This window comes from Mucilaginibacter terrigena (assembly GCF_004168255.1).
Lineage (GTDB): Bacteria > Bacteroidota > Bacteroidia > Sphingobacteriales > Sphingobacteriaceae > Mucilaginibacter > Mucilaginibacter terrigena.
In genome coordinates, this window is sequence record NZ_SEWG01000001.1 from 838,283 (window position 1) to 860,076 (window position 21,794).

Genomic DNA, 21,794 nt, shown 5'->3' on the forward strand with positions numbered 1-21,794 from the left:
CGAATAAATTTCGGAACGTTTTTATTTATAATTGAAGCGTGAAAATATCAACTGAAGAAGCACTCGAAAAATTGAATAGCCTACCCGGCCAGCTGTTTACACAGGTAATGCGGCACGGCAACATGTCGGCAGAGATCTACCGGCCACATAAGGTGGACAAGCAAACGCCGCACCTGCAGGATGAACTATATATAATTATTAGCGGAAAAGGCGAATTTGTGAACGATGGCAAGCGCATTAGTTTCAAACCAGGAGATATGATATTTGTAGCCGCCGGTGCCGAACACCGTTACGAAAACTTTACGGATGATTTTGCTACCTGGGTTATATTTTACGGCCCGCTGGGAGGGGAAGCGGAAGCCTCAAGTCAAAAGTGAAAAGTAAAAAGTCAAAAGTCAAAATAGGACTTAGGCCTTGAGACTTAAGACTTAGAACTTATGTAAGGTTTCTATCTCTGAACCAACCTTCATCTGGTTTTATATCGATGTTTTCTATCAGGTTAGATTCTGTATATCTTTTTAGAATTAGAGATCAGGGGTTAGATTTATCCTAATCACTAATCTCTAATCACTAAACACTAATCTCTAATCTCTATTCACCTACCTCGTATAATTAGGTGCTTCTTTTGTGATGGTAATATCATGTGGGTGGCTTTCGCGCATGCCGGCAGCAGTGATACGTACAAACTTGGCTTTTTGCAGGTCTTCGATATTGGCGGCACCGCAGTAATGCATACCGGCACGTAAACCGCCAATGTACTGGTAAACCACCTCGGCCATGTTACCTTTAAATGGTACGCGGCCAACAATACCTTCGGGAACCAGTTTGGTTACCACATCGGTCTCGTCCTGGAAATAGCGGTCTTTTGAACCTTTAGCCATAGCTTCGATAGAACCCATGCCCCGGTACGATTTAAACTTACGGCCTTCGTATATAATGGTTTCGCCCGGTGATTCTTCTACACCGGCAAACAACGAACCTGCCATGATAGAGCTTGCACCCGCAGCTATGGCTTTTACAATATCGCCGGTTTGTTTGATACCGCCATCGGCAATAACCGGTACACCGCGGCCCTCAAGGGCTTTGGCACATTCGTATATGGCGTACAGTTGTGGTACGCCCACCCCTGCAATAATGCGTGTAGTACAGATAGAACCGGGGCCAATACCTACTTTAACGGCATCGGCACCTGCATCGGCAAGTGCAATGGCAGCATCGGCAGTAGCGATGTTACCGGCAATAACCTGTACATCCGGATAAAGCTGTTTAACCGCTTTTACCATATCAATAACTCCTTTTGAATGGCCGTGGGCTGTGTCTACCGTAATTACATCCACACCCGCTTTAACCAGGGCGGTAACGCGGTCTATATTATCTGCAGCAACGCCAACGGCTGCGCCTACCCGCAGGCGGCCAAATTCGTCCTTACAAGCATTAGGGAAGTTTTTAACCTTCTGGATATCTTTATAAGTGATTAAGCCTACCAGCACCCCATCTTTATTTACAACCGGCAGTTTTTCAATTTTGTTAGCTTGCAGTATAGCAGCGGCATCAGTAAGGTTTGTGCCCTGCGGCGCTACGATCAGGTTTTGTTTGGTCATTACCTCGCTTACCTTAACGGTAAGGTCCTTTTGGAAACGAAGGTCGCGGTTGGTAATGATACCCTTCAGCTTGTTATTAGCATCGATAATGGGGATACCACCAATGCCATTCTCGCGCATAATGTTCACCGCGTCTGATAGCAATGCGCCTTCCAGCAAGGTAACCGGTTCCTGGATCATGCCGCTTTCCGAACGTTTTACTTTGCGGACTTCGTCGGCTTGTGCCTGTATGGTCATGTTTTTGTGCAGCATGCCAATACCACCTGCCTGGGCAATGGCAATAGCCAAACCGGCTTCGGTTACGGTATCCATAGCGGCCGAAATGATCGGAATGTTTAAACGGATCTTTTTTGTTAAAAAAGTGCCCGTGTTAACCTCGCGTGGTAATACTTCTGAATAAGCGGGGAGTAATAATACGTCGTCATAGGTTAATCCTTCGGCGACAAATTTGGATGGGTCTAACTGCATAGCAAATAATTATTTGGAGTTATTATTTGCCGGGCAAAGCTACTATTTTATTTGGGATTTTAGATGTATGATTTTAGATTTATGCAATCCTGACAATGCCTTGATTATTCAAAATCTAAAATCGTATATCGTAAATCTAAAATTGTCTAATATTTCCCTACGATTACCTTGTAAAAGTTCTCAAAATCAAAATACTTATTGGCTAATGTCTTTAACTCTTGGGCGGTAATGTTTTTTACAGTTTTGGTGTAGCGTTCGTAGTAATCATAATCCAAACCGGCAAAGTACAGGTTCTTGAATTTATCGGCATGCGACAGCACATTCTCCAGGCTGCCCAGAAGCGAGCCAAGCATAAAGTTGCGCACCAGCGATAATTCCTCGTCTGGAATAAGTTCATCCTTTAACAGGTTCACTTCTTTTTCAATTTCGGTTACTGCAGCTTTACATACATCGGCGCCCACTTCTGATGCGATGAAGAACGAGCCCGTTTGTTTGAATGACGACATGCCCGAGCCAATGCCATAGGTATAACCCTTATCCTCGCGGATATTGGCCATCAACCTGGAGCCAAAGTATCCGCCTAAAACGGTATTTAATACCTGTAAGCCGGGAAAATCCGGATGGGTACGGTTAACAAATGGTGTACCTATGCGGATGGCCGATTGCAATGCATCCGGTTTTTTGATGTAAATAAAGCGCTCGTCAGATGGCTGCAGTTCGGGCTGCGTGGTGTCAACAGGTGGTACTGCTTCTCCCCACTCCCCCTCAAAAGTTGCGGTTACGGCCTTTAAAATTTCAGGATCGGCTTTACCGGCGATAATGATATTGCAATTGCGCGGCTGGTACATTTGTTTAAAGTTAACCAGCAGGTCCTCCCTTTTCAGGGATTGGAAATCTTCGGGCTGGGCAGCCAGGCCGTAAATAGTTTCGCCGTATAATGCTTTATTGAATGCCCTGCGGGCAACAAAATCGTTCTTCTGCAAGCTCACCTGCAGTTTTTGCTGCTGGTTGCGTACAAAGGTTTCCAGTTCCTTTTCGGGGAAGATAGAATCGGTAAGGATCTGCTTAACAACCGGCAACGTGGCTTGCAAATGTTTGGTAAGCGTAAACAGTGTTACCTGCGAATGGTCGTAGCTGTAATCAACCTGCAGGAACGCGCCGTAAAAATCTATCTTATCGGCAATTTGCGCGGCCGTAAGATTGCTTGTGCCATCGGTAAGCATGGTATTCACTGCTACATTCAGTAGTGGCTTCTTCGGGTCAAAACGGGCGTTATTAAAGATCCATTCTATCCGCACCAGGTCAAGCCCGCCCGAGTTAAAAGAAAAGATCTTGCAGCCGTTTGCCAGCGTGGTGCTTTCGGGGCGTATCAGGGTTATATTTTCTACCCCGTTAAATTGGGGGGCGGTTGTTCTATCCAGTTGCGTCATTGAATCATCGAGTTTGGTCATTGGGTCATTATGTCATTGCCTTGTGGGGGCTAAAACATTCTGTAAATTCTATAATTCCGAAAATTCCGGTTCAGACAATTCTGCCAGGTAAATTAGTGTCGACGAGTTATCTTTACGGAAGATGGTATTGGCGTGCGCTTTGATCTGCGCCGCGGTAACCGCCAGGAATTTAGCAGGTTCGTGGTTAAAGCCATCAGCATCGCCCATTAGTTCGTAAAAGGCCAGGTTCATGGCCTTGTCTAAAAGCGACATTTCAGAAAACACCATGGTCGACTCTGTTTTATTCTTCACCTTTGTCAGTTCATCGCCGGGTACTTCTTCGTTCTTCAGTTTATCCAGTTCCTGCCAAAGCGCATCTTCGGCCTGTTCAATACTGATATTTTCAAGCGGTTTGCCTTCCAGCACAAACATGCCTTTGTCCAAACTACCTGTGATGTAGGCATGTACCTCGCTGAAGATCTGTTTTTCTTTTACCAAACTGCGGTACAGGCGCGATGAGTTACCCCTCGAAAGGATATCAGACATCAGTTCCACCGCGTAGTAACTTTCATCCACACGTCCTTCCATCTGAAAAGCGATATACACATCGTTCAGCGGCACTTTGGCGGTGACCGTTTCGCGGCGTTCCTCGTGCTGCGGTTGCTCCTGCGGCAGGTTACGCACATATTTTTCGCCGGCAGGGATCGGGCCGAACCATTTTTCGGCCATCAGTTTTATGTCTTCGGTCTTTACATCTCCCCCTACTACCATAATGGCGTTTTGCGGGGTATAATGTTTTTTAAAAAAGGCTTTTACATCCTCAATTTTCGCATCCTCGATGTGTTTGATGGTTTTACCAATGGTTGCCCAGCGGTATGGGTGCTGCTTGTAAACCAACGGCCTTAGCTTCAGCCAAACATCGCCGTAAGGCTGGTTAAGGTAACGTTGTTTAAACTCCTCTATCACCACGTTGCGCTGCACCTCAAGGCTTTTCTCGCTAAACGCAAGGCTTAGCATGCGGTCGCTCTCCAGCCAAAAGGCGGTCTCTAAATTGGCCGATGGCAGGGTGATGTAATAGTTGGTAATATCGTTACTGGTGAAGGCGTTGTTTTCGCCCCCTACCCTTTGCAGCGGGCCATCATAATTGGGGATATTTACCGAGCCGCCAAACATCAGGTGCTCAAATAAATGCGCGAAGCCGGTTTGGGCGGGATCTTCATCGCGTGCGCCAACATCATATAAAATGTTTAGCACGGCCATCGGTGTGGTACTATCTTCATGAACAATAACGCGGAGGCCATTGTCCAGTGTAAAGCGATTGAATTTAATCATGTAATAACGATCAATTAACGGTAGGCAAATGTATAATTTTTGTTATCCCGCGGTGTAGAAATGGTGTAAAGTTTTTAAAGCCCTGTTTATATGACGTTTAAAACGATCCGTTGTTACGCTTAATCATACTCCTGCCGGCTATACATTTTTTTAATTATGCTGTACACGTTAAGTGTAAAAAGCAAGCCGGGCAAATAAAAGTTTTTATAATTTTATAATTCCTGATGAATGATGATGCTTACTAATGATCAACTTATTAAAGAATTATCGGTCGACCCAACCAAGGGTTTTATCGAGCGCCTGTCGGTAACTTTAAGGGAGCAGCATTTTAATATTAACCAGTTAATAGATCTTACCTTTCATCCGGATGCACAAGTAGGTTTCCGTGCCGCCTGGCTGTTGGATACTACTATACTGGCCGCGCCCGAACAATACGCCAACAACTTAGAATACTTTGTAAAACGAATGGGCGAGGTTACAAATGGCAGCTGCAAGAGGCATTATACCCGCATTATGATGAACCTTACCGCACCCTTTGCACCCGACATTGTAAGGCTTAAATTAGAATCTATAGACATGGAAATAGTGGTTGAGCAATGTTTCGACTGGCTGATAGACCCTAAAGTGAAAGTTGCAGTAAAAGTCTTCGCAGCCGATACCCTGTTTCATTTATGCCCCCGTTACGATTGGGTAAAAGAGGAACTGGGCAACCAGGTTCAGTTTATGCTGCGCGATGGCGGCCCGGCCATACAATCGAGAGGGAAGAAATTGTTAGCTTTATTAGTTGAAGGTTAAAAGTTGAAGGTTTAAAGTGACCTTGTTTATTAACGGGTTATTTAAAAGTGAAAAGCCAAAATTCAAAACCTAACCTGTCGCTTGTTAAACTTTGAATCCTGACTTTCTACTTTAAACTTTCGACTTCGAACTTATTCAGTAGGCCTGTCGCCCCCATGCAGGTTATCGCTTACCTGGTGGTGGTGTAATTTGGCAGATATGGCCGATGAGCTGTCATCAGCATAAGTACCGTAAGCGTTTATTAAAATGCCTTTAACATTATATTTTGCCGAGCTGATAGCGTATACTATAGACATATCTGAAGGGTTACTTTGCCCTTCGAAACGATAGAACTCGTCTATCTCAAAGTCCTCGGCAGTCATGTGTATATCCTGCGACTTATCGTCGATGGTGTCGCCTTCAAGGCTTAAATTCGCGGTATATCCTCTTTTAGTGAGGTCGTTAGTGGCATCCACTAAGGTTTCAAAATTTTTCATGGTAGTAGCGTTTATTTTGATGTGATAACGATTATACCTGAATAACGATAAAGCCCGATTGTTGTTTTGATCGTTGTTGGGATTAAACTGATTTTTTGGATTGATTGTACCTGTTTTAACTTTTTAGTGACTTTAGTTTTATAGCCTAAAACAAAAGAGCCGCCCTAAAGGCAGCTCAATTGTCAGAATCAGAATTTTCAGGATTTTAGAATTTACCAAATGGATATACACCTAATCTCTAATCACCATCTTACTCACCGGCATTCATAAACACAAAGTTGTTATCAAACATATCCAGCTTTATCCTGCTGTCCCTATCCACCTTTCCGGCCAGTATTTGTTTTGATAACTCGTTCAGTATTTTCTTTTGTATCACCCGTTTTAACGGCCTTGCGCCAAACTGCGGGTCGTAACCCAGTTGTGCCAGCCAGTCTAACGCTTCTTCCGACGCCTCGATGGTTACACCCATTTCGGCCAGGGTTTGCTGAACCTGCCTGAACTGCAGCTTCACAATATCCCCTATCTCGTCGCGGCTTAGCGGGGTAAACATGATGATCTCGTCTATCCTGTTCAAAAACTCGGGGCGGATAGTTGCACGCAGCAGGGTAAACAATTCGTTTTTTGTTTTGGCGATAACTTCCTCACGGTTATTGTCCTCCAATTCAGAAAAATTCTCCTGGATAATGTTGGAGCCGATGTTGGATGTCATGATGATGATGGTGTTCTTAAAATTTACTACGCGGCCTTTGTTATCAGTTAAATGGCCATCATCCAATACCTGCAGCAGGATATTGAATACATCCGGGTGCGCTTTTTCTATTTCATCCAGCAAAACAACGCTGTAGGGTTTACGGCGCACGGCTTCAGTCAGTTGCCCACCTTCATCATAACCCACATATCCCGGCGGCGCACCTATCAGCCTCGAAACCGAATGACGTTCCTGGTATTCACTCATATCTATGCGCACCAGCGAGTTTTCGTCGTTAAACAAATATTCGGCAAGGGCCTTGGCCAGTTCGGTTTTACCCACACCCGTTGTACCCAGGAATATGAACGACCCGATAGGCTTGCGTTTATCCTGCAAACCTGCGCGGCTGCGGCGTATGGCATCGCTAATGGCTTCAATAGCTTCCTCCTGCCCTGCCACACGCTTGTGCAGTTCATCTTCCAGGTTAAGCAGTTTTTCGCGCTCGCTCTGTATCATTTTACTCACCGGGATGCCTGTCCAGCGGCTTACCACACCGGCAATATCATCGGCGGTAACTTCCTCTTTCAGCATGCGGTTATCATCCTGATTTTCGGCAAGGGCGGCTTTCAGTTTATCAACCTCCTGCTGTGCTTGTACGATGGTACCGTAGCGTAATTCGGCTACTTTACCGTAATCGCCGGCACGTTCGGCCTGCTCAGCTTCCAGCTTATAATTTTCTATCTGCTCAACCTTTTGGTTTATGCCATCCACAATATCCTTCTCGCCCTGCCATTTGGCACGTAACGAATCGCGGTCGGCACTGAGGTTGGCAATTTCTTCGCTCAGTTCTTTTACCTTGTGGTCGTCTTTTTCGCGTTTGATGGCTTCGCGCTCAATTTCCAGCTGCATAATGCGGCGCTCCAATTCGTCAACCACCTCAGGTACCGAATCCATTTCCAAACGAAGCTTTGAGGCGGCCTCATCCATCAAATCGATAGCCTTATCCGGCAGGAAACGATCGGATATGTAGCGTTGCGACATTTCTACCGCGGCGATAATGGCTTCGTCCTTTATACGCACTTTATGGTGGGCTTCGTAACGCTCTTTTAATCCACGAAGGATGGAGATTGCATCGGCAGTATCCGGTTCGCCAACCATCACCTTTTGGAAACGGCGTTCAAGAGCTTTATCCTTTTCTACATATTTTTGGTACTCGTTAAGCGTGGTTGCACCAATCGCGCGTAATTCGCCGCGGGCCAGGGCTGGTTTCAGGATGTTCGCGGCATCCATAGCGCCTTCGCCGCCACCGGCACCAACCAATGTGTGGATCTCATCGATAAACAATACGATCTCTCCATCGCTTTGGATAACTTCTTTAATAACGGCCTTAAGTCGCTCTTCAAATTCGCCTTTGTATTTGGCGCCTGCTATCAGCGCACCCATATCAAGCGAGTAAACAGTTTTGGTTTTCAGGCTTTCGGGCACATCGCCTTTAATGATCCGGAAGGCAATACCTTCTGCAATGGCGGTTTTACCCACACCCGGCTCGCCAACAAGTATCGGGTTATTCTTGGTACGGCGACTCAGGATCTGGATCACCCGCCTGATTTCCTCATCACGACCGATAACCGGGTCGAGCTTACCGCTTTCGGCGTACTCGTTTAGGTTACGGGCATATTTGTTTAGCGCGTTATACGTGGCTTCGGCATTTTGGTCGGTAACCTTGCTATCGCCGCGCAGGCTGGTGATAGCCTTTTTAAGATCATTTTCGTTTACGCCGGCATCCTTTAAAACACCCGATGTGGCATCACTGCCGGCCAATATGCCTAACAAAATATGCTCTACGGATACAAACTCGTCCTTAAATTCTTTTAAATAGGCTGTCGCTTTTTGCAAGGCAGCGTTTGTAGCCGACGACAAGTAAACATCGCTCCCGCTAACTTTTGGGAACGATTTGATCTGCGCATCAAGCGTATCGTTAAGCCTGTTTAGGTTAACGTTTAGTTTTTTTAGTAAGTAGGTTATAACATTCTCGTCAACCAGTAACAAACCTTTCAGCAAATGCGCGGTCTCGATAGCTTGCTGCTGATTGCCGGTTGCAATTTCGGATGCCTTTTGAACGGCTTCCTGGGCTTTTATGGTAAAATTGTTAAAATTCATAGTAATCAATCAGCCTCAAAACAATTGCCACAAGTTAATTTCTGAATAAATGGCATTTAATTTAATAAAGCACCGCCATTTTGTCAATTTGCACATTTACACATTACAACATCTATCAATTATGGCCTATTTTATCAATAACTGAAATATTTGATATATTTTTGAATACCCTTACACAAAACTGACTTGGAAACTCATTTTTTCACCAAACTTTCCCCAAAGTATAGTGCGGCTTATCGTAACTATTATACTTACCAGAACCTGCAAAGCGTTCGTACGGCGAGCTTTATATTTCTTACCCTAAGCATCGTTATCAGGATACTTTACCACGTTTTCCCGGAAAGCCTTACTAAAGCGCAGAATTTCCCTGAGTTTAATTTTGTAAACTGGATCTTTATAGTGGTCACCCCTTTTTTTTATATCGGGAGCCATTTGCTTGTTCTGCGCATGCGTAAAACAAAACGGGCAACAGCCGAAATGGCATTGTTTGTTTTTATTTTCGCGCTGTATATCATCAGCTGCGGCATGTACTCCAGCTTCATCTCTACATCCGACCCAAGCAACGCCCTTACACTATACCTGATAGCGCTAAGCATTGTGAGCGTATTATTTGTATTTGAATACTACGAAACCATTGTATTGCTTATCGGTATCGAACTATTGTTCACCATGATGCTTTTCCACGCGCAGGTTGGCCCTACCGAAATGACGCATAACCAAATGATATCGGCTATTTTACTGGCCGGTTTTTATTTAACCTCGCGGTATTTTTTCTCGTACAAGGCCAGCTATTACGGGCAGATAGTAGAGATACGCCAGAAGAACGATGAAATTGAGAAAGCCAATACTTTTAAAAACCAGGTGCTGGGCACCGTAGCACACGACCTGCGGAACCCCATTGCGGCTGTAGAATCGCTGGCGATGATGATGGAACTGGAGGATATTGACGAGGATACACAGGAAAGCCTGACCATGATGCGCGAATCGTGCGTGAAAGCGCGTACCATTATCGACGACCTGCTGGATGCCGCCCGCAATGAAAACACCAACAGCTTTGATACCCGCAAAACCGAGCTTAACGAGATGCTGCGCGGCATTGTAAACACCTGGAAGATACAGCAGGGAGGCAATGGTAATGTAGTACTGATAAGCGATGTAAAAACTGTTTACGCGCAGATAAACCACGATAAATTCCCGAGGGTTATTGACAACCTCATCAGCAACGCGCTGAAATTTTCGAAAGAAAGCGATAACGTTGAAGTGCACTTGAACACCGATAAAAACAATATCCTAATAAAAGTAAAAGATCACGGATTGGGCATCCCGAAAGCCATGATCCCGAAACTTTTTGAGCGTTTCTCGGGCGCGGGGCGTACAGGCTTAAGGGGCGAGCAATCAACCGGGATAGGGTTAAGTATTGTTAAGGATATTGTAGAAAGCCACCATGGTAAGATCACCGTTGAAAGTGTAGAGGGCGAAGGCAGCACGTTCGTCATTGTGCTGCCGGTAGCAGCGTAAATTGGCATTTTGCAGGGGTGTCCCACTAAATATTACACACTGCGGGACAATACGACAATTCGCTAATAATCAATACTTTATAAATAAACGATTCGCGATTTTATTTAAAGTAATACTTGAACAAAAATTACTTAAGTATTTTTAAATAAGATATTTATGGATTTTTAACAAGGTGTCCCGCTGGTTTCTGAATGGGACACCTTGATTTAGGATTTTAGATTGACGATTTCGGATTGACAAGAATAATAAACGATGTCATTTCGAACGAGGAACGAGGAGAACTACCTCTTGAACGCAGTGAAAAAATCTTATACTCCATGCATGTTGTCGACTTACTACTCGTATAAGATTTCTCCTCGCTATCGCTCGTTCGAAATAACAGGGTGGGAAAGGTTAAATTAAAACACATCCGGAGGCGGCTCTGCAAAAAACTTTTTATTAAAGTTAACCAGGTAAAGCTCGTTGGTGGCGCGGGTACAGGCGGTGTAAAACCAGCGGAGAAAGTCGGTGTTCACCATTTCATCCGTAAGGTAGCCCTGGTCAACAAATACGGCTTCCCACTGCCCGCCCTGGGCTTTGTGGCAGGTAATGGCGTAGGCAAATTTTACCTGCAAGGCGTTATAATATGGGTTTAATTTTAGCTCGTTATGCTTGGCGCGCTTATTGGCGATGTGGTCGTAATCCTTCATGGCCTCCAGGTAAAAACGCTTCTGATCGATAGATTGCAGCGCCGGGGCTTCGCTGTACAGGGTATCCAGCAGTATTTTACAATCCAGCACCGGGTCTTCGGCATAATCAATAAACTCCAGTTGCACATCGGCAAACCTAAAGCCATACATTTCCTCAACCCGGCGCACCTTTTTAACGCGGGCAATATCGCCGTTGGCAATAAAACCGGTGCTGCCCTCCTCCTGGTCCTGCAGCCAAAAGTAGTTGTTTTTAACCACCATCAGCTGGTCGCCGCCGGTAAGCTCCTCCTCGCGCATCAGTATCCGCCCGCGTATCTGCCGGTTATACAGGTTGGCGTTTTTGTTGCTGCGGCAAATTATCAGCGTATTATCGTGCCCGTATTTGCTGTAGGCGTAGTTAAGCCCTTCTTCCAGCATATCGCTGCCCATGCGGTAAACGTCCTTATAACCCTTAGTGACGATCTGCGGCATCAACTCTTTACCCTGGCGAATGATATCGCGCACCCTGGTAACATTATACAATATGCCCGAATCCTTTTGCTGGCGTAGCACGTCCGTTAGTTCGTAGCCATACATGGTAAGGCCAAACTGGTCTTTCATCAGTTTGGCATCCAGCGCGGGGCTGTTATCGGCACCCACGGGCGGCAGCTGGGCGGTATCGCCAACCAGCATCAGCTTACAGTTTTTGGTGTTGTAAACGTAATTCACCAGGTCGTGCAGCAGGGTTTCGCGGTTGTTGCCGGTAAGTTCGTCAGATATCATCGAAGCCTCGTCGATAATAAAAAGCGTGTTGGCGTTCATGTTCTCGGCGATCATAAACGATTCGTCAACGTTCAAGGCCGATTTTTTACGGTAGATGCGCTTATGGATGGTAAACGCCTTACGGCCACTGTAATTGGTAATTACCTTAGCCGCCCGCCCGGTTGGCGCCAGCAGTACCGATTTAAAATTATACTTAGGCAATGCCTTTACCAGCGCGCCAAGCACGGTGGTTTTACCCGTGCCGGCATACCCTTTCAGGATAAAGCAATCATCCTCTTCGCCGCTGCTTAAAAAGGCGTGCAGCTTACCAAACAGCTCCAGTTGCTGCGGTGTTGGTTCGTGCGGAAAAGCCTGGCGGATATGATCGATGGTTGACACTGTACAAATGTGGGGATAAGTATGCAAAGTAGGTAACCGGTGCCGCTTAATATTTTTAGCGGCTCAGCCTCCGCGCCACTTACTCACCCGGTCATTGCTTCGCCCGACCACCCTCTCTCCGCTGCGCGGAAACAGGTTAAGCTCATTATTTTTTATCTTCTTCATCCTCGTTGCGAAGCAGAGAGGGTCGACCAGCGTAGCGAAGTCGATGTGAGTAAACATTCAGTATGATGTTTAAGCAGCAGGCATAAAAGCATTCGCCCTTGGTGGTGACAACACTAACAAGGGCGAATACATGACGGCTTCTTTTATGAAAGCGTCGGCCTGTGCGATTCCCTCCCAACGGGAGGGTGTAGGGAGGGGTTTATGCGGGATGCATCGCGGTAACCCCTCCCTTCCACCACAATACCCCCACACCCCTCCCCGGGGAGGGAATAATAAATTTGCCGCAAACACTACCAACACCAAAAGCCAAACTATTTGTAATAACGATATCGATTTACTAATCAGGAAAAAATATTACTTTTGTTAACCTGCATGAGCGAACACAGACATTACTACACCAGCGACGATCTAAGCCTGACACAGGCCCATAGCTACACCCTGTTGTTACAGGTTGATGAAAACAGCTTTAGCTATGCCGTAACTTCGGGCAAACAGCTTTTGGCCTGGGCCGAAAACTATGCTTTGGACGAACTGCGCGACCCACAGCAACTGCGCGATGTACTAACCGCCAACTACAAACAGGTTATCACCGGCCTGCATGGTACGGGTTTTACTCTGCTGCCCCACAGCCTTTTTGATAAAGACCGCGTGGCAGATATTGCCCGCCTACTTGATGTAACCGACTCGGAAAAAGTGAGCGCCGAAGTGCTGGATGACCAAAATGTTATTATTTACAAGGTAAATGAGTTTGTAACTTATGCTGTTAAAGATCTTGATAACCGGCAAGCTGTTTATACTGATGCCGGCTGGATAAAAGCCATAGCCAACAACTATCCGCTTAACAACAGCCTTTACCTTAACATTGGTAACGATACGGTATCGTTTGTGAATTTTAAGGATAGCAAGCTGCGTTTTTACAATACCTTTAAGTTTAAAAACCACGATGAGCTGGCGTATTTCTGCGCACTCATAAGTACCGAGCTTGCTGTAAAGCCTGAAGATATAAAGCTGATAATAAGCGGCGATATCAACGCTGCCGACAGGTACTTTACTTACCTGCAGGGCTTTTTTGGCGAGGTAAGGCTGAACAGCATCCAGGTGCTCGACCTGCCCGAAGGCACCCCATCACACAAAATACTGGCCCTTGCAGCTTTATCGCTATGCGCATCATCGGAGGAAAACTAAAGGGACTAAGGCTTAACCCGCCAAAAAATTTACCCGTACGCCCCACTACCGACCTTGCCAAGGAAGCGCTTTTCAACATCCTGCAAAACCAGATAGCGTTTGAGGATATTAAGGTGCTGGACCTTTTTAGCGGTACCGGTAACATTGCCATGGAGTTTGCATCGCGCGGGGCCGAAAAAGTTACCGGGGTAGACCGCGCCATACAATGTGTGCATTATTTAAAAGATGCATCGCGCCAGCATGGGCTTACCCAGATAGAGGTTTTTAAAGCCGATGTTTTTAAATACCTGGCCATGGAAACCGAACAGTACGACCTTGTATTTGCCGACCCACCCTACGACCTGAACAAGATCCCCGAGATACCCAAGATAGTATTTGAAAAGAACCTGCTTGTTGAAGGCGGTATGCTGATCGTAGAGCATCAAAGCATGCAAAACCTGAGCAACCACCCTTCTTTTGTGGAGCAGCGCAAATACGGGCACTCGTCGTTCTCGTTCTTTAAAGCATAAAATTATACATGCCTTGTCATGAATGATAAAATAAGAAACCTGCAAACCTCGGTGCTATCAGATAACTGGTACACGCTGCGCAAAGTAACCTACGAATTATTGGGTGCCGATGGCAAATGGCAGGCGCAATCGCGCGAGGCATACGACCGCGGCAACGGCGCCACCATCCTATTGTACAACAAATCGGCGCAAACCGTAATATTAACCCGCCAGTTTAGGATGCCCACTTATTTAAACGGCAATGCCGATGGATACCTGATAGAAACCTGCGCCGGCCTGCTGGATAAAGACAACCCCGAAGACTGCATCCGCAAGGAAACCGAGGAAGAGACCGGCTACAAAATAACAGCTGTACAAAAAGCATTTGAGGCGTACATGTCGCCAGGCTCGGTTACCGAGATTTTGTACTTTTTTACCGCCGAATACACCAAAGACATGAAAGTAAGCGATGGCGGCGGCCTTGAAGAAGAAACCGAGCACATAGAAGTACTGGAACTGCCTTTTACCAAGGCCCTTGATATGCTAAAAACCGGCGAGATAAAAGATGCTAAAACCATGATGCTGCTGCAGTTTGCGCAGTTGAATGGATTGATGGGTTAATCCAATGTCTTAATCTACCCTGTCATTTCGAACGAGCGATAGCGAGGAGAAATCTTATACAAGCAGTAAGTGACCGAATGCACAGCGGGATGCAAGGCGTATAAGATTTCTCCTCGCACCGCGCACCATCCACCTCCGCTCTTTCGAAATGACAGCCTGGATTGGTTCTTTATAATCAAATAATCCTTACTTTTACATAAGCAATAACGTTATCACCTTTATGAAGATAGCCCTTTTCCCCGGTTCGTTTGACCCGGTTACCAAAGCCCACGTTGATATTGTAAAACGCAGTGTTGGCTTGTTTGATAAGGTTTACATTGGCATTGGGGTAAACAGCACCAAGCAGGGCCTGCTTAGCGTTGCCAAACGCGAGGATATGCTGCGCGCCGTATTTGCAAACGACGACCGCATCCACATTGTAGCTTACGAAGGCCTAACCGTCGAGTTTTGCAAAAGCATCGGCGCCGATTACATGATAAGGGGAATCCGTACCGTATCAGATTTTGAGTACGAGAAGGCTATAGCCCAAATGAACCACGCCCTGGAGCCCGAGATTGAAAGCATTTTTATTGTGAGTAAACCCGGCTACTCTTCCATCAGTTCCAGCATCGTGCGCGAGATCATCCGTTACAACGGTGATGTTGCCCAGTTTATTCCGAAAGAAGCGCTTCCCTACTTGTGATCAGTTCTTCTTTCTCCAGCACATCAATAATGGACGGGAAGGTGTTTTTCACAATGGTTGATACCTCGTCCTTTTTAAACCAGCGCACATCGGTAATGCCTTCTTCCAGTTGGGGCACCAGTTTGGCTTTACCCTTGTATGCCATTTTATACCAATGGATTTTCTTTAATACCACTTCGCCTTTGTAGATATAGGTGTGGTAGGTTTTGCAGATCTTTTCTTCCAGTTTGCTCACTTTTATGCCACACTCCTCCTCCACTTCGCGCACGGCGGCAATTTTAGTTTTTTCCTTCTTTTCTATCTTGCCTTTGGGCAGGTCCCATTTATCGTTGCGGTAAATGAACAGGTGTTCGCCATCCTGATTGGTTACCAGGCCGCCGGCTGCCTCTATCAGGGTATTTTTTTTGATAACCTTTTTCAGGAATGCTTTTGCATCGTCGCAAAGCACATAAAACAAATTACCGGGCTGTTTATCAACCCAATGGTAAACAATTTTCAGATCAAAGTGCTCTGCATCAATCTTTTGATAATGTTTTGCAATTTTGGGTGATTTAACGGTTAGCAAAATCACTTTTTCGTTAATATAAATTCTGTATTTTTGAGCCATGTATACCAATAGTGAGACCGAACAGCAGGTCGCGGAATTTCTGCTGCAAATTAAAGCAATAAAACTACAACCTAATAATCCTTTTACATGGGCCTCGGGCTGGAAATCGCCTATCTATTGCGATAACCGCATCACGCTTTCGCACCCCACCATTCGTACTTATATCCGCCAGCAGCTTACATCGGCTATACAGGAACAATTTGGCTCGGTGGGCTGTATAGCAGGCGTGGCAACCGCTGGTATCCCGCAGGGCGCGTTGGTAGCCCAGGAAATGGGCCTCCCGTTCATTTACGTTCGAGCCAAGGCGAAAGAACACGGTACAGGCAGCCTGATAGAGGGCGAGATCTCGCCGGGCCAGCGCGTGGTGGTTATCGAGGACCTGATATCTACCGGCAAAAGCAGCTTACAGGCTGTTAACGCGCTGCGCGATGCAGGCTATACGGTTGCAGGCCTTGCAGCAATATTCAGCTATGGGTTTGATGTGGCTGCCGATAACTTTAAGGAAGCTAAATGCCCGTTCATTACCCTTTCAAACTATAACGCCCTGCTTAAGTACGCCGAGCAGCACAATTACATTTCGGCTGCCGACACCGAAGTTTTAAGGCAATGGCGTACACAACCTTCAACCTGGGGGCAATAACATTACCATGAGTGTTTTTGAAAGTACAGTTACCGTAAGCAAACCGGCAGCGCAGGTGTACGCTTTTTTGGCTGATATGAACAATCACCGCCAACTGATGCCCGATAACATTACCGACTGGACATCGACAACTGATGTGGCCAGCTTTACTATCCCAAACATCACCAAACTATCCTTACAGATAGATGAGCGCGTGGATAACGGGCTTGTGAGGATAATCCCTGCCGAGAAACCGCCTTTTGATATGGAACTGAAATGGGAGCTGAGCGAAACCGACGGCGCAACTAAAGCCACGTTTACCATTACTGCCGATCTGAATATGATGATGAAAATGCTTGCTTCGGGGCCGCTGCAAAAGCTGGCTGATGGAGAAACAACTAACTTAGTAAGCATACTAAGTTAGTTGTAAATTGATAATGGGTGTTTTTACGACCGCTTTACTTTTATGTGCTGCACTACTACAAGTGCGTTCACTACAAATAAGCTGGTCACTACAATAATCATAAAGGTTTAATTAGGGGTTAATACTTTTATGGTTACTATTCTTCAATAGTCGTTCCAACGTGTAATTTATACATTTTACGTTCATATAAACAAGTTTTTTGTAATAAAAATGTTACACTTGGGGAATTCTGTAGAAACGCGTCCTCAACCCTTTACCGCAATACGTGTATTTTATATCCCTGCTTAATTAATGTACGGCCAAAATGCCCGCAGATTAAAATAAATTAAGTATTTACCGTATTTTTGCGCAAAATATAAGTGCAGCATGATCACGGTATCTAATTTATCTTTACGCTACGGAAAACGCACCCTTTTTGAGGATGTTAACCTTAAGTTTAGCCAGGGCAATTGCTATGGTATAATTGGGGCTAATGGCGCCGGCAAATCTACCTTTCTAAAAATACTCTCGGGCGAAATTGACCCTACAAGCGGTTCGGTAAGCTTTACCCCGGGCGAGCGCATGGCCGTACTAAGCCAAAACCATTACGCTTTTGATGAATTTACCGTAATTGAAACCGTGATGATGGGCCACAAGGAAATGTACGCCATCATGAAAGAAAAGGATGCCATTTACCTGAAGGAAGATTTTAGCGATGCCGATGGCGAACGCGCAGGCGAACTGGAAAACCTTTTTGCCGAAATGGATGGCTGGAACGCCGAAAGCAATGCCGCTACCCTATTGAGCAACTTAGGTATCAAAGAAGAATTTCATTATAAGCTGGTTAAGGACCTTGATAACACCCAAAAGGTACGCGTATTATTAGCGCAGGCCCTTTTTGGCAAACCCGATATTTTACTGCTGGATGAGCCAACCAATGATCTGGATATCCACACCATTACCTGGCTGGAAGATTTCCTGGCATCGTACGAGGCCATTGTACTTGTTGTATCGCACGACAGGCACTTCCTGGATACCGTGTGTACCCACGTGGTAGATATCGACTTTGCCAAGATGACCATTTACACCGGTAACTACACCTTCTGGTACGAAAGCAGCCAATTGGCCCTTAAACAACGCAGCGACCAAAACAAGAAAACCGAAGACCGGGTGAAAGAACTGCAGGAGTTTATCCGCAGGTTTAGCGCCAACGCGTCGAAATCAAAACAGGCAACCAGCCGTAAAAAGGCTTTGGATAAGATCAACCTTGACGAGATCCAGCCATCAAACCGTAAATACCCTGGCATTATATTCAACAACCAGGGCCGCGAAATTGGCGACCAGGTATTGCAAACCGAAAAGCTGGGTAAAACCCTTAACGGCGAAGTGCTGTTTGCCAATGTTAACATTATGGCCAACAAAGGCGATAAGATCGCTGTACTATCACAAAACAGTTTGGCTACATCGGCCTTTTACGATATTTTAACCGGAAGGGACAAAACCCACACCGGCAGCTTTAAATGGGGTGTTACCGTAAACATGGCCGATATCCCTATTGATAACGCCGAATACTTTAAAGGCAAAGACGATAACCTGATAGACTGGCTGCGCGAGTACTCGACCGGCGAAAAGGACGACCAGTTTATCCGGGGATTTTTGGGCCGGATGCTGTTTAGCGGCGAGGAGGTTTTAAAGAAAAGCAACGTACTATCGGGCGGCGAAAAAATGCGTTGCATGTTTAGCCGTATGATGCTGCAATCGGCCAATATGCTGCTGCTGGACGAGCCTACCAACCACCTCGACCTGGAATCTATCACCGCGTTAAACAACGGCATGGAGGACTTTAGGGGCAACATCATCTTCACCTCGCGAGATCATGAGCTGGTACAAACCGTTGCCAACCGCATTATTGAATTAACACCGGGCGGCGCTATTGATAAGCTGATGACCTACGATGAATATATTAACAGCGAAGTGGTACAGAAACAACGCGAAGAAATGTACGCGATGGCGTAACCATTTGATAATTTTTATCGTCTTGCCGGCATGAAACGTTTATTGCTTGTTACTTTGTTGAGCGCCACTGCCCTGTTTGCAAACGCTCAGGTATTTAATGGCCTGGTTAAAGATGCCAAAACCAATTTGCCACTGCCCTACGTAAATGTGGGCATCATTGGCAAAAGCGTGGGTACGGTTACAGATAGCGCCGGTCGGTATAAAATAAACCTGGCCGGCCACGATGCCGATACGCTTAAACTATCCATGATAGGTTATGTTGCGCAAACTTATACGGTTGCAGGTTTTGTAAGCGCCAACAAACAAACCATTTTGCTGCAGCCGTCTGTTACCCAACTTAAAGAAGTTAAGGTAACCAATAAAAAATGGAAGGAAGTTATTTTAGGCAACACCTCACAATCAGACAATAGCAACGCGGGTTTCGCCAATAACAGGCTTGGGCACGAGATTGGCACCGTTATCAAAATAAAAAAGTCGCCCACTTTTTTAAAAAAGTTCAATGTGCATATTACTAACCCACCGGTGTACCCTGTTAAGCTTCGCCTTAATTTTTACACGCTTAAAAAAGGCATGCCCGATCAGCTGCTGCAAAACCAGAATATTTATGTAGATGTGCTGGCAGGGCAAAAGGATATACACGTTAACCTGGAGCCTTACAACATTTATGCCGACGACAACTTTTTTGCAAGCCTGGAGTGGATAGAAAACAGCAAAGGCCACGGCCTGATGTTTACGGCATACTTAAGCCTGTTTGGCAGCGGGGCAGTAATAGCCCGCGAAACAAGCCAGGCCGCATGGGAAAAAGAAGGTATTGCGGGTGTGGCGTTCAACGTGCTGGCCGAATATTAGCATAAACCGCATAAGGCAGTATACTCAAATCATCACAAAAACTTAATTTAGTGACCGACCAAACAACCGGCACTATGTATCCTGTAAAAAATTACTTTTTAGGGTTTGCTTTCTTCATTTTCAGCGTTGCGGTAATTAAGGCCCAGCCCGCAAAGTTTTCTATCAGCAAAACCCAACTGCAAAACAAGATAAAGGGCGGCTGGGCCGGGCAAACTATCGGGGTAACCTTTGGCGGGCCGTACGAGTTTCAGTTCAACGGTACTTTTATTGGCGATTACCAGCCGCTTAAATGGGATAAGGGCTATTTAAAAGAGCAACTGACCAACAACCCAGGTTTATATGACGACCTGTATATGGACCTTACGTTTATAGACGTATTTGAAAAATACGGCCTTGGTGCGCCGGTTGATTCTTTCGCCAATGCTTTTGCACATGCCGGTTATACTTTATGGCATGCTAACCAGGCCGGGCGGTATAATATTTTGCATGGTATAAAAGCGCCGCAAAGCGGTCAGTTTAATTATAACCCGCATGCCGATTGTATCGACTACCAGATCGAAGCGGATTTTGCCGGTTTAATGAGCCCGGGCATGCCCAACACCGCATCGGCTATCAGCAACAAGATAGGCCATATCATGAACTCGGGCGACGGCTGGTATGGCGGGGTGTTTGTTGGCGCGATGTATGCCTCGGCATTTACATCAAGCGATATCAACTATGTAGTAGGCAACGCCCTTAAAACCATCCCTGCGCAAAGTCAATTTTACCGTTGCATCAATGATGTTATCCGCTGGCACAAAACTTACCCTAACGATTGGAAAAGGGCCTGGTTTGAAGTGCAAAAAAAATGGGCTAACGATGTTGGCTGCCCCGATGGCGTTTTTGCCCCTTTTAACATAGATGCCAAGGTTAATGCAGCATATGTAGTAATAGGTTTGCTGTATGGCAGGGGCGATTTTACAAAAACCCTTGAAATTGCCACCCGATGCGGCCAGGACGCCGACTGCAACCCATCAACCGCCGGTGGGGTAATTGGCACCATATTAGGTTATGATAAAATACCCGCCTATTGGAAACGAGGTTTAAAAGAAGCCGAAGGCATCAATTTTAAATATACTACCATGAGCCTGAACGATGTTTACCGTGTTGGGTTTAAACACGCGCTGCAAAACATCCGGTTAAACGGCGGTACTGTTAATGGTGAAATGGTAACCATACATCCTCAGCAACCAAAGGCGGTACAACCCGAACAAAATTTTACCGGGCTTTACCCCATATCTAAAATACCGGCAAAATTAGCTGACACGAAAGATGCCGTGAATTTTGAATTTGAAGGTACCGGGTTTGTTTTGCGTGGCGAAACAGCCCAATGGGATACGTTTACCTATTTTGTTTTCCATACGCAGCTGTTTATTGACGGGAAACTTGTGGAATCGCCGGAGCTGCCCGTTAATTACACCACCCGCCGGTACGAGCTTTGCTGGAATTACACCCTGCCAAAAGGCAAACACCAGGTATCGTTAAAAATACTCAACCCCGATAAAAAGTACCTCGCCCAGTTCAGGCCTGCCGATATCATTGTTTACAGCGATACACCTGCAAAAGGCAGGCTGTAAATAAGGTTTAGCAAACACTGCACTAACTTTGAATAAAATATTAGCAGTTACAGCTATAGATTGTATATTTGCAACCCAACAGAATACAACATCACCAGACTTGGTAGCTCAGTTGGTAGAGCAACTGACTCTTAATCAGTGGGTCGAGAGTTCGAGCCTCTCCCAGGTCACATTCAAGTTGAGAGCCTTAAGTCGAAAGTCTTGAGGCTTTTTAAGTTTTAACGCTTTTGGTAGAGCATCCCGATC

19 protein-coding genes and 1 tRNA gene are annotated in these 21,794 nt (G+C 45.8%); 13 read left to right on the top strand and 7 right to left on the bottom strand.

The window, feature by feature from the left end; all coding sequences use genetic code 11:
- Positions 1–38 precede the first annotated feature (38 nt).
- Entirely contained in the window at positions 39–377 is a 339-nt protein-coding gene (locus EWM62_RS03650; protein WP_203234975.1) for a cupin domain-containing protein, read from the top strand.
- Positions 378–599: 222 nt separating this feature from the next.
- Here the strand turns inward: EWM62_RS03650 and guaB are convergent, their stop codons facing one another.
- The 3 genes from guaB to EWM62_RS03665 all read right to left on the bottom strand — a co-directional run bounded on the left by guaB (position 600) and on the right by EWM62_RS03665 (position 4,831).
- Complete coding sequence (gene guaB / locus EWM62_RS03655; RefSeq protein ID WP_129875265.1) at positions 600–2,069, bottom strand: IMP dehydrogenase; 1,470 nt, start codon at positions 2,067–2,069, stop codon at positions 600–602.
- Positions 2,070–2,215: 146 nt separating this feature from the next.
- On the bottom strand, positions 2,216–3,520 hold the full coding sequence (locus tag EWM62_RS03660) for a M16 family metallopeptidase (RefSeq protein ID WP_238989271.1): 1,305 nt from the start codon (positions 3,518–3,520) through the stop codon (positions 2,216–2,218).
- A gap of 48 nt (positions 3,521–3,568) precedes the next feature.
- A complete protein-coding gene (locus EWM62_RS03665; protein WP_129875266.1) occupies positions 3,569–4,831 on the bottom strand; it encodes a M16 family metallopeptidase in 1,263 nt (420 codons plus the stop codon).
- A 228-nt stretch (positions 4,832–5,059) separates the two neighbouring features.
- Here EWM62_RS03665 and EWM62_RS03670 point away from each other — a divergent pair, with 228 nt between their 5' ends.
- On the top strand, positions 5,060–5,626 hold the full coding sequence (locus tag EWM62_RS03670; RefSeq protein ID WP_129875267.1) for a hypothetical protein: 567 nt from the start codon (positions 5,060–5,062) through the stop codon (positions 5,624–5,626).
- Positions 5,627–5,757: 131 nt separating this feature from the next.
- On the opposite strand, the gene EWM62_RS03675 is transcribed toward EWM62_RS03670, so the two are convergent.
- Both EWM62_RS03675 and clpB read right to left on the bottom strand, forming a co-directional pair.
- Entirely contained in the window at positions 5,758–6,102 is a 345-nt protein-coding gene (locus tag EWM62_RS03675; protein WP_129875268.1) for a phosphoribosylpyrophosphate synthetase, read from the bottom strand.
- 250 nt (positions 6,103–6,352) lie between these two features.
- Positions 6,353–8,950 carry an ATP-dependent chaperone ClpB gene (clpB, locus tag EWM62_RS03680; RefSeq protein WP_129875269.1) on the bottom strand — a complete coding sequence of 866 codons (2,598 nt, stop codon included), beginning with the start codon at positions 8,948–8,950 and terminating at the stop codon, positions 6,353–6,355.
- 186 nt (positions 8,951–9,136) lie between these two features.
- On the opposite strand from clpB, the gene EWM62_RS03685 reads away from it, so the two are divergent.
- Entirely contained in the window at positions 9,137–10,468 is a 1,332-nt protein-coding gene (locus EWM62_RS03685) for a sensor histidine kinase (RefSeq protein ID WP_129875270.1), read from the top strand.
- 398 nt (positions 10,469–10,866) lie between these two features.
- On the opposite strand, the gene EWM62_RS03690 is transcribed toward EWM62_RS03685, so the two are convergent.
- Entirely contained in the window at positions 10,867–12,297 is a 1,431-nt protein-coding gene (locus EWM62_RS03690) for an ATP-dependent DNA helicase (protein ID WP_129875271.1), read from the bottom strand.
- 537 nt (positions 12,298–12,834) lie between these two features.
- Here EWM62_RS03690 and EWM62_RS03695 point away from each other — a divergent pair.
- The 4 genes from EWM62_RS03695 (at position 12,835) to coaD (ending at position 15,438) form a co-directional block, all read left to right on the top strand.
- Positions 12,835–13,647 (top strand): DUF3822 family protein, encoded by an 813-nt coding sequence (locus tag EWM62_RS03695; protein ID WP_129875272.1) that lies wholly within the window; start codon positions 12,835–12,837, stop codon positions 13,645–13,647.
- Positions 13,623–14,156 (top strand): 16S rRNA (guanine(966)-N(2))-methyltransferase RsmD, encoded by a 534-nt coding sequence (rsmD, locus tag EWM62_RS03700; protein WP_129875273.1) that lies wholly within the window; start codon positions 13,623–13,625, stop codon positions 14,154–14,156. The genes EWM62_RS03695 and rsmD overlap by 25 nt, the downstream gene beginning before the upstream one ends.
- Positions 14,157–14,174: 18 nt before the next feature.
- On the top strand, positions 14,175–14,756 hold the full coding sequence (gene nudK, locus EWM62_RS03705; RefSeq protein WP_129875274.1) for a GDP-mannose pyrophosphatase NudK: 582 nt from the start codon (positions 14,175–14,177) through the stop codon (positions 14,754–14,756).
- 220 nt (positions 14,757–14,976) lie between these two features.
- Positions 14,977–15,438: a pantetheine-phosphate adenylyltransferase gene (coaD, locus tag EWM62_RS03710; RefSeq protein WP_129875275.1), complete on the top strand. Its 462-nt coding sequence runs from the start codon at positions 14,977–14,979 to the stop codon at positions 15,436–15,438.
- Here coaD and EWM62_RS03715 read toward each other — a convergent pair.
- The gene (locus EWM62_RS03715; protein WP_129875276.1) at positions 15,407–16,045 is read right to left on the bottom strand and encodes an NUDIX hydrolase; all 639 of its coding nucleotides are present in this window, start codon (positions 16,043–16,045) and stop codon (positions 15,407–15,409) included. The genes coaD and EWM62_RS03715 overlap by 32 nt on opposite strands.
- On the opposite strand from EWM62_RS03715, the gene pyrE reads away from it, so the two are divergent.
- The 6 genes from pyrE to EWM62_RS03745 all read left to right on the top strand — a co-directional run bounded on the left by pyrE (position 16,044) and on the right by EWM62_RS03745 (position 21,718).
- Complete coding sequence (gene pyrE / locus EWM62_RS03720; RefSeq protein ID WP_129875277.1) at positions 16,044–16,685, top strand: orotate phosphoribosyltransferase; 642 nt, start codon at positions 16,044–16,046, stop codon at positions 16,683–16,685. The two genes, EWM62_RS03715 and pyrE, sit on opposite strands and share 2 nt — an antisense overlap.
- A 7-nt stretch (positions 16,686–16,692) precedes the next feature.
- Entirely contained in the window at positions 16,693–17,088 is a 396-nt protein-coding gene (locus EWM62_RS03725) for an SRPBCC family protein (protein WP_129875278.1), read from the top strand.
- 366 nt (positions 17,089–17,454) lie between these two features.
- On the top strand, positions 17,455–19,083 hold the full coding sequence (locus EWM62_RS03730; RefSeq protein ID WP_129875279.1) for an ABC-F family ATP-binding cassette domain-containing protein: 1,629 nt from the start codon (positions 17,455–17,457) through the stop codon (positions 19,081–19,083).
- 30 nt (positions 19,084–19,113) lie between these two features.
- A complete protein-coding gene (locus EWM62_RS03735; RefSeq protein WP_129875280.1) occupies positions 19,114–19,932 on the top strand; it encodes a carboxypeptidase-like regulatory domain-containing protein in 819 nt (272 codons plus the stop codon).
- 50 nt (positions 19,933–19,982) lie between these two features.
- A complete protein-coding gene (locus EWM62_RS03740) occupies positions 19,983–21,548 on the top strand; it encodes an ADP-ribosylglycohydrolase family protein (protein WP_203234976.1) in 1,566 nt (521 codons plus the stop codon).
- A gap of 97 nt (positions 21,549–21,645) precedes the next feature.
- A tRNA-Lys gene (locus EWM62_RS03745) sits at positions 21,646–21,718 on the top strand.
- Positions 21,719–21,794 lie beyond the last annotated feature (76 nt).

Excerpts from the sequence above, each read along its gene's own strand:
- guaB (WP_129875265.1), bottom strand. The coding sequence starts at position 2,069 with ATGCAGTTAGACCCATCCAAATTTGTCGCCGAAGGATTAACCTATGAC.
- EWM62_RS03660 (WP_238989271.1), bottom strand. The coding sequence starts at position 3,520 with ATGACCAAACTCGATGATTCAATGACGCAACTGGATAGAACAACCGCC.
- EWM62_RS03665 (WP_129875266.1), bottom strand. The coding sequence starts at position 4,831 with ATGATTAAATTCAATCGCTTTACACTGGACAATGGCCTCCGCGTTATT.
- EWM62_RS03670 (WP_129875267.1), top strand. The coding sequence starts at position 5,060 with ATGATGATGCTTACTAATGATCAACTTATTAAAGAATTATCGGTCGAC.
- EWM62_RS03675 (WP_129875268.1), bottom strand. The coding sequence starts at position 6,102 with ATGAAAAATTTTGAAACCTTAGTGGATGCCACTAACGACCTCACTAAA.
- clpB (WP_129875269.1), bottom strand. The coding sequence starts at position 8,950 with ATGAATTTTAACAATTTTACCATAAAAGCCCAGGAAGCCGTTCAAAAG.
- EWM62_RS03695 (WP_129875272.1), top strand. The coding sequence starts at position 12,835 with ATGAGCGAACACAGACATTACTACACCAGCGACGATCTAAGCCTGACA.
- rsmD (WP_129875273.1), top strand. The coding sequence starts at position 13,623 with ATGCGCATCATCGGAGGAAAACTAAAGGGACTAAGGCTTAACCCGCCA.
- nudK (WP_129875274.1), top strand. The coding sequence starts at position 14,175 with ATGAATGATAAAATAAGAAACCTGCAAACCTCGGTGCTATCAGATAAC.
- coaD (WP_129875275.1), top strand. The coding sequence starts at position 14,977 with ATGAAGATAGCCCTTTTCCCCGGTTCGTTTGACCCGGTTACCAAAGCC.
- pyrE (WP_129875277.1), top strand. The coding sequence starts at position 16,044 with ATGTATACCAATAGTGAGACCGAACAGCAGGTCGCGGAATTTCTGCTG.
- EWM62_RS03715 (WP_129875276.1), bottom strand. The coding sequence starts at position 16,045 with ATGGCTCAAAAATACAGAATTTATATTAACGAAAAAGTGATTTTGCTA.
- EWM62_RS03725 (WP_129875278.1), top strand. The coding sequence starts at position 16,693 with ATGAGTGTTTTTGAAAGTACAGTTACCGTAAGCAAACCGGCAGCGCAG.
- EWM62_RS03730 (WP_129875279.1), top strand. The coding sequence starts at position 17,455 with ATGATCACGGTATCTAATTTATCTTTACGCTACGGAAAACGCACCCTT.
- EWM62_RS03735 (WP_129875280.1), top strand. The coding sequence starts at position 19,114 with ATGAAACGTTTATTGCTTGTTACTTTGTTGAGCGCCACTGCCCTGTTT.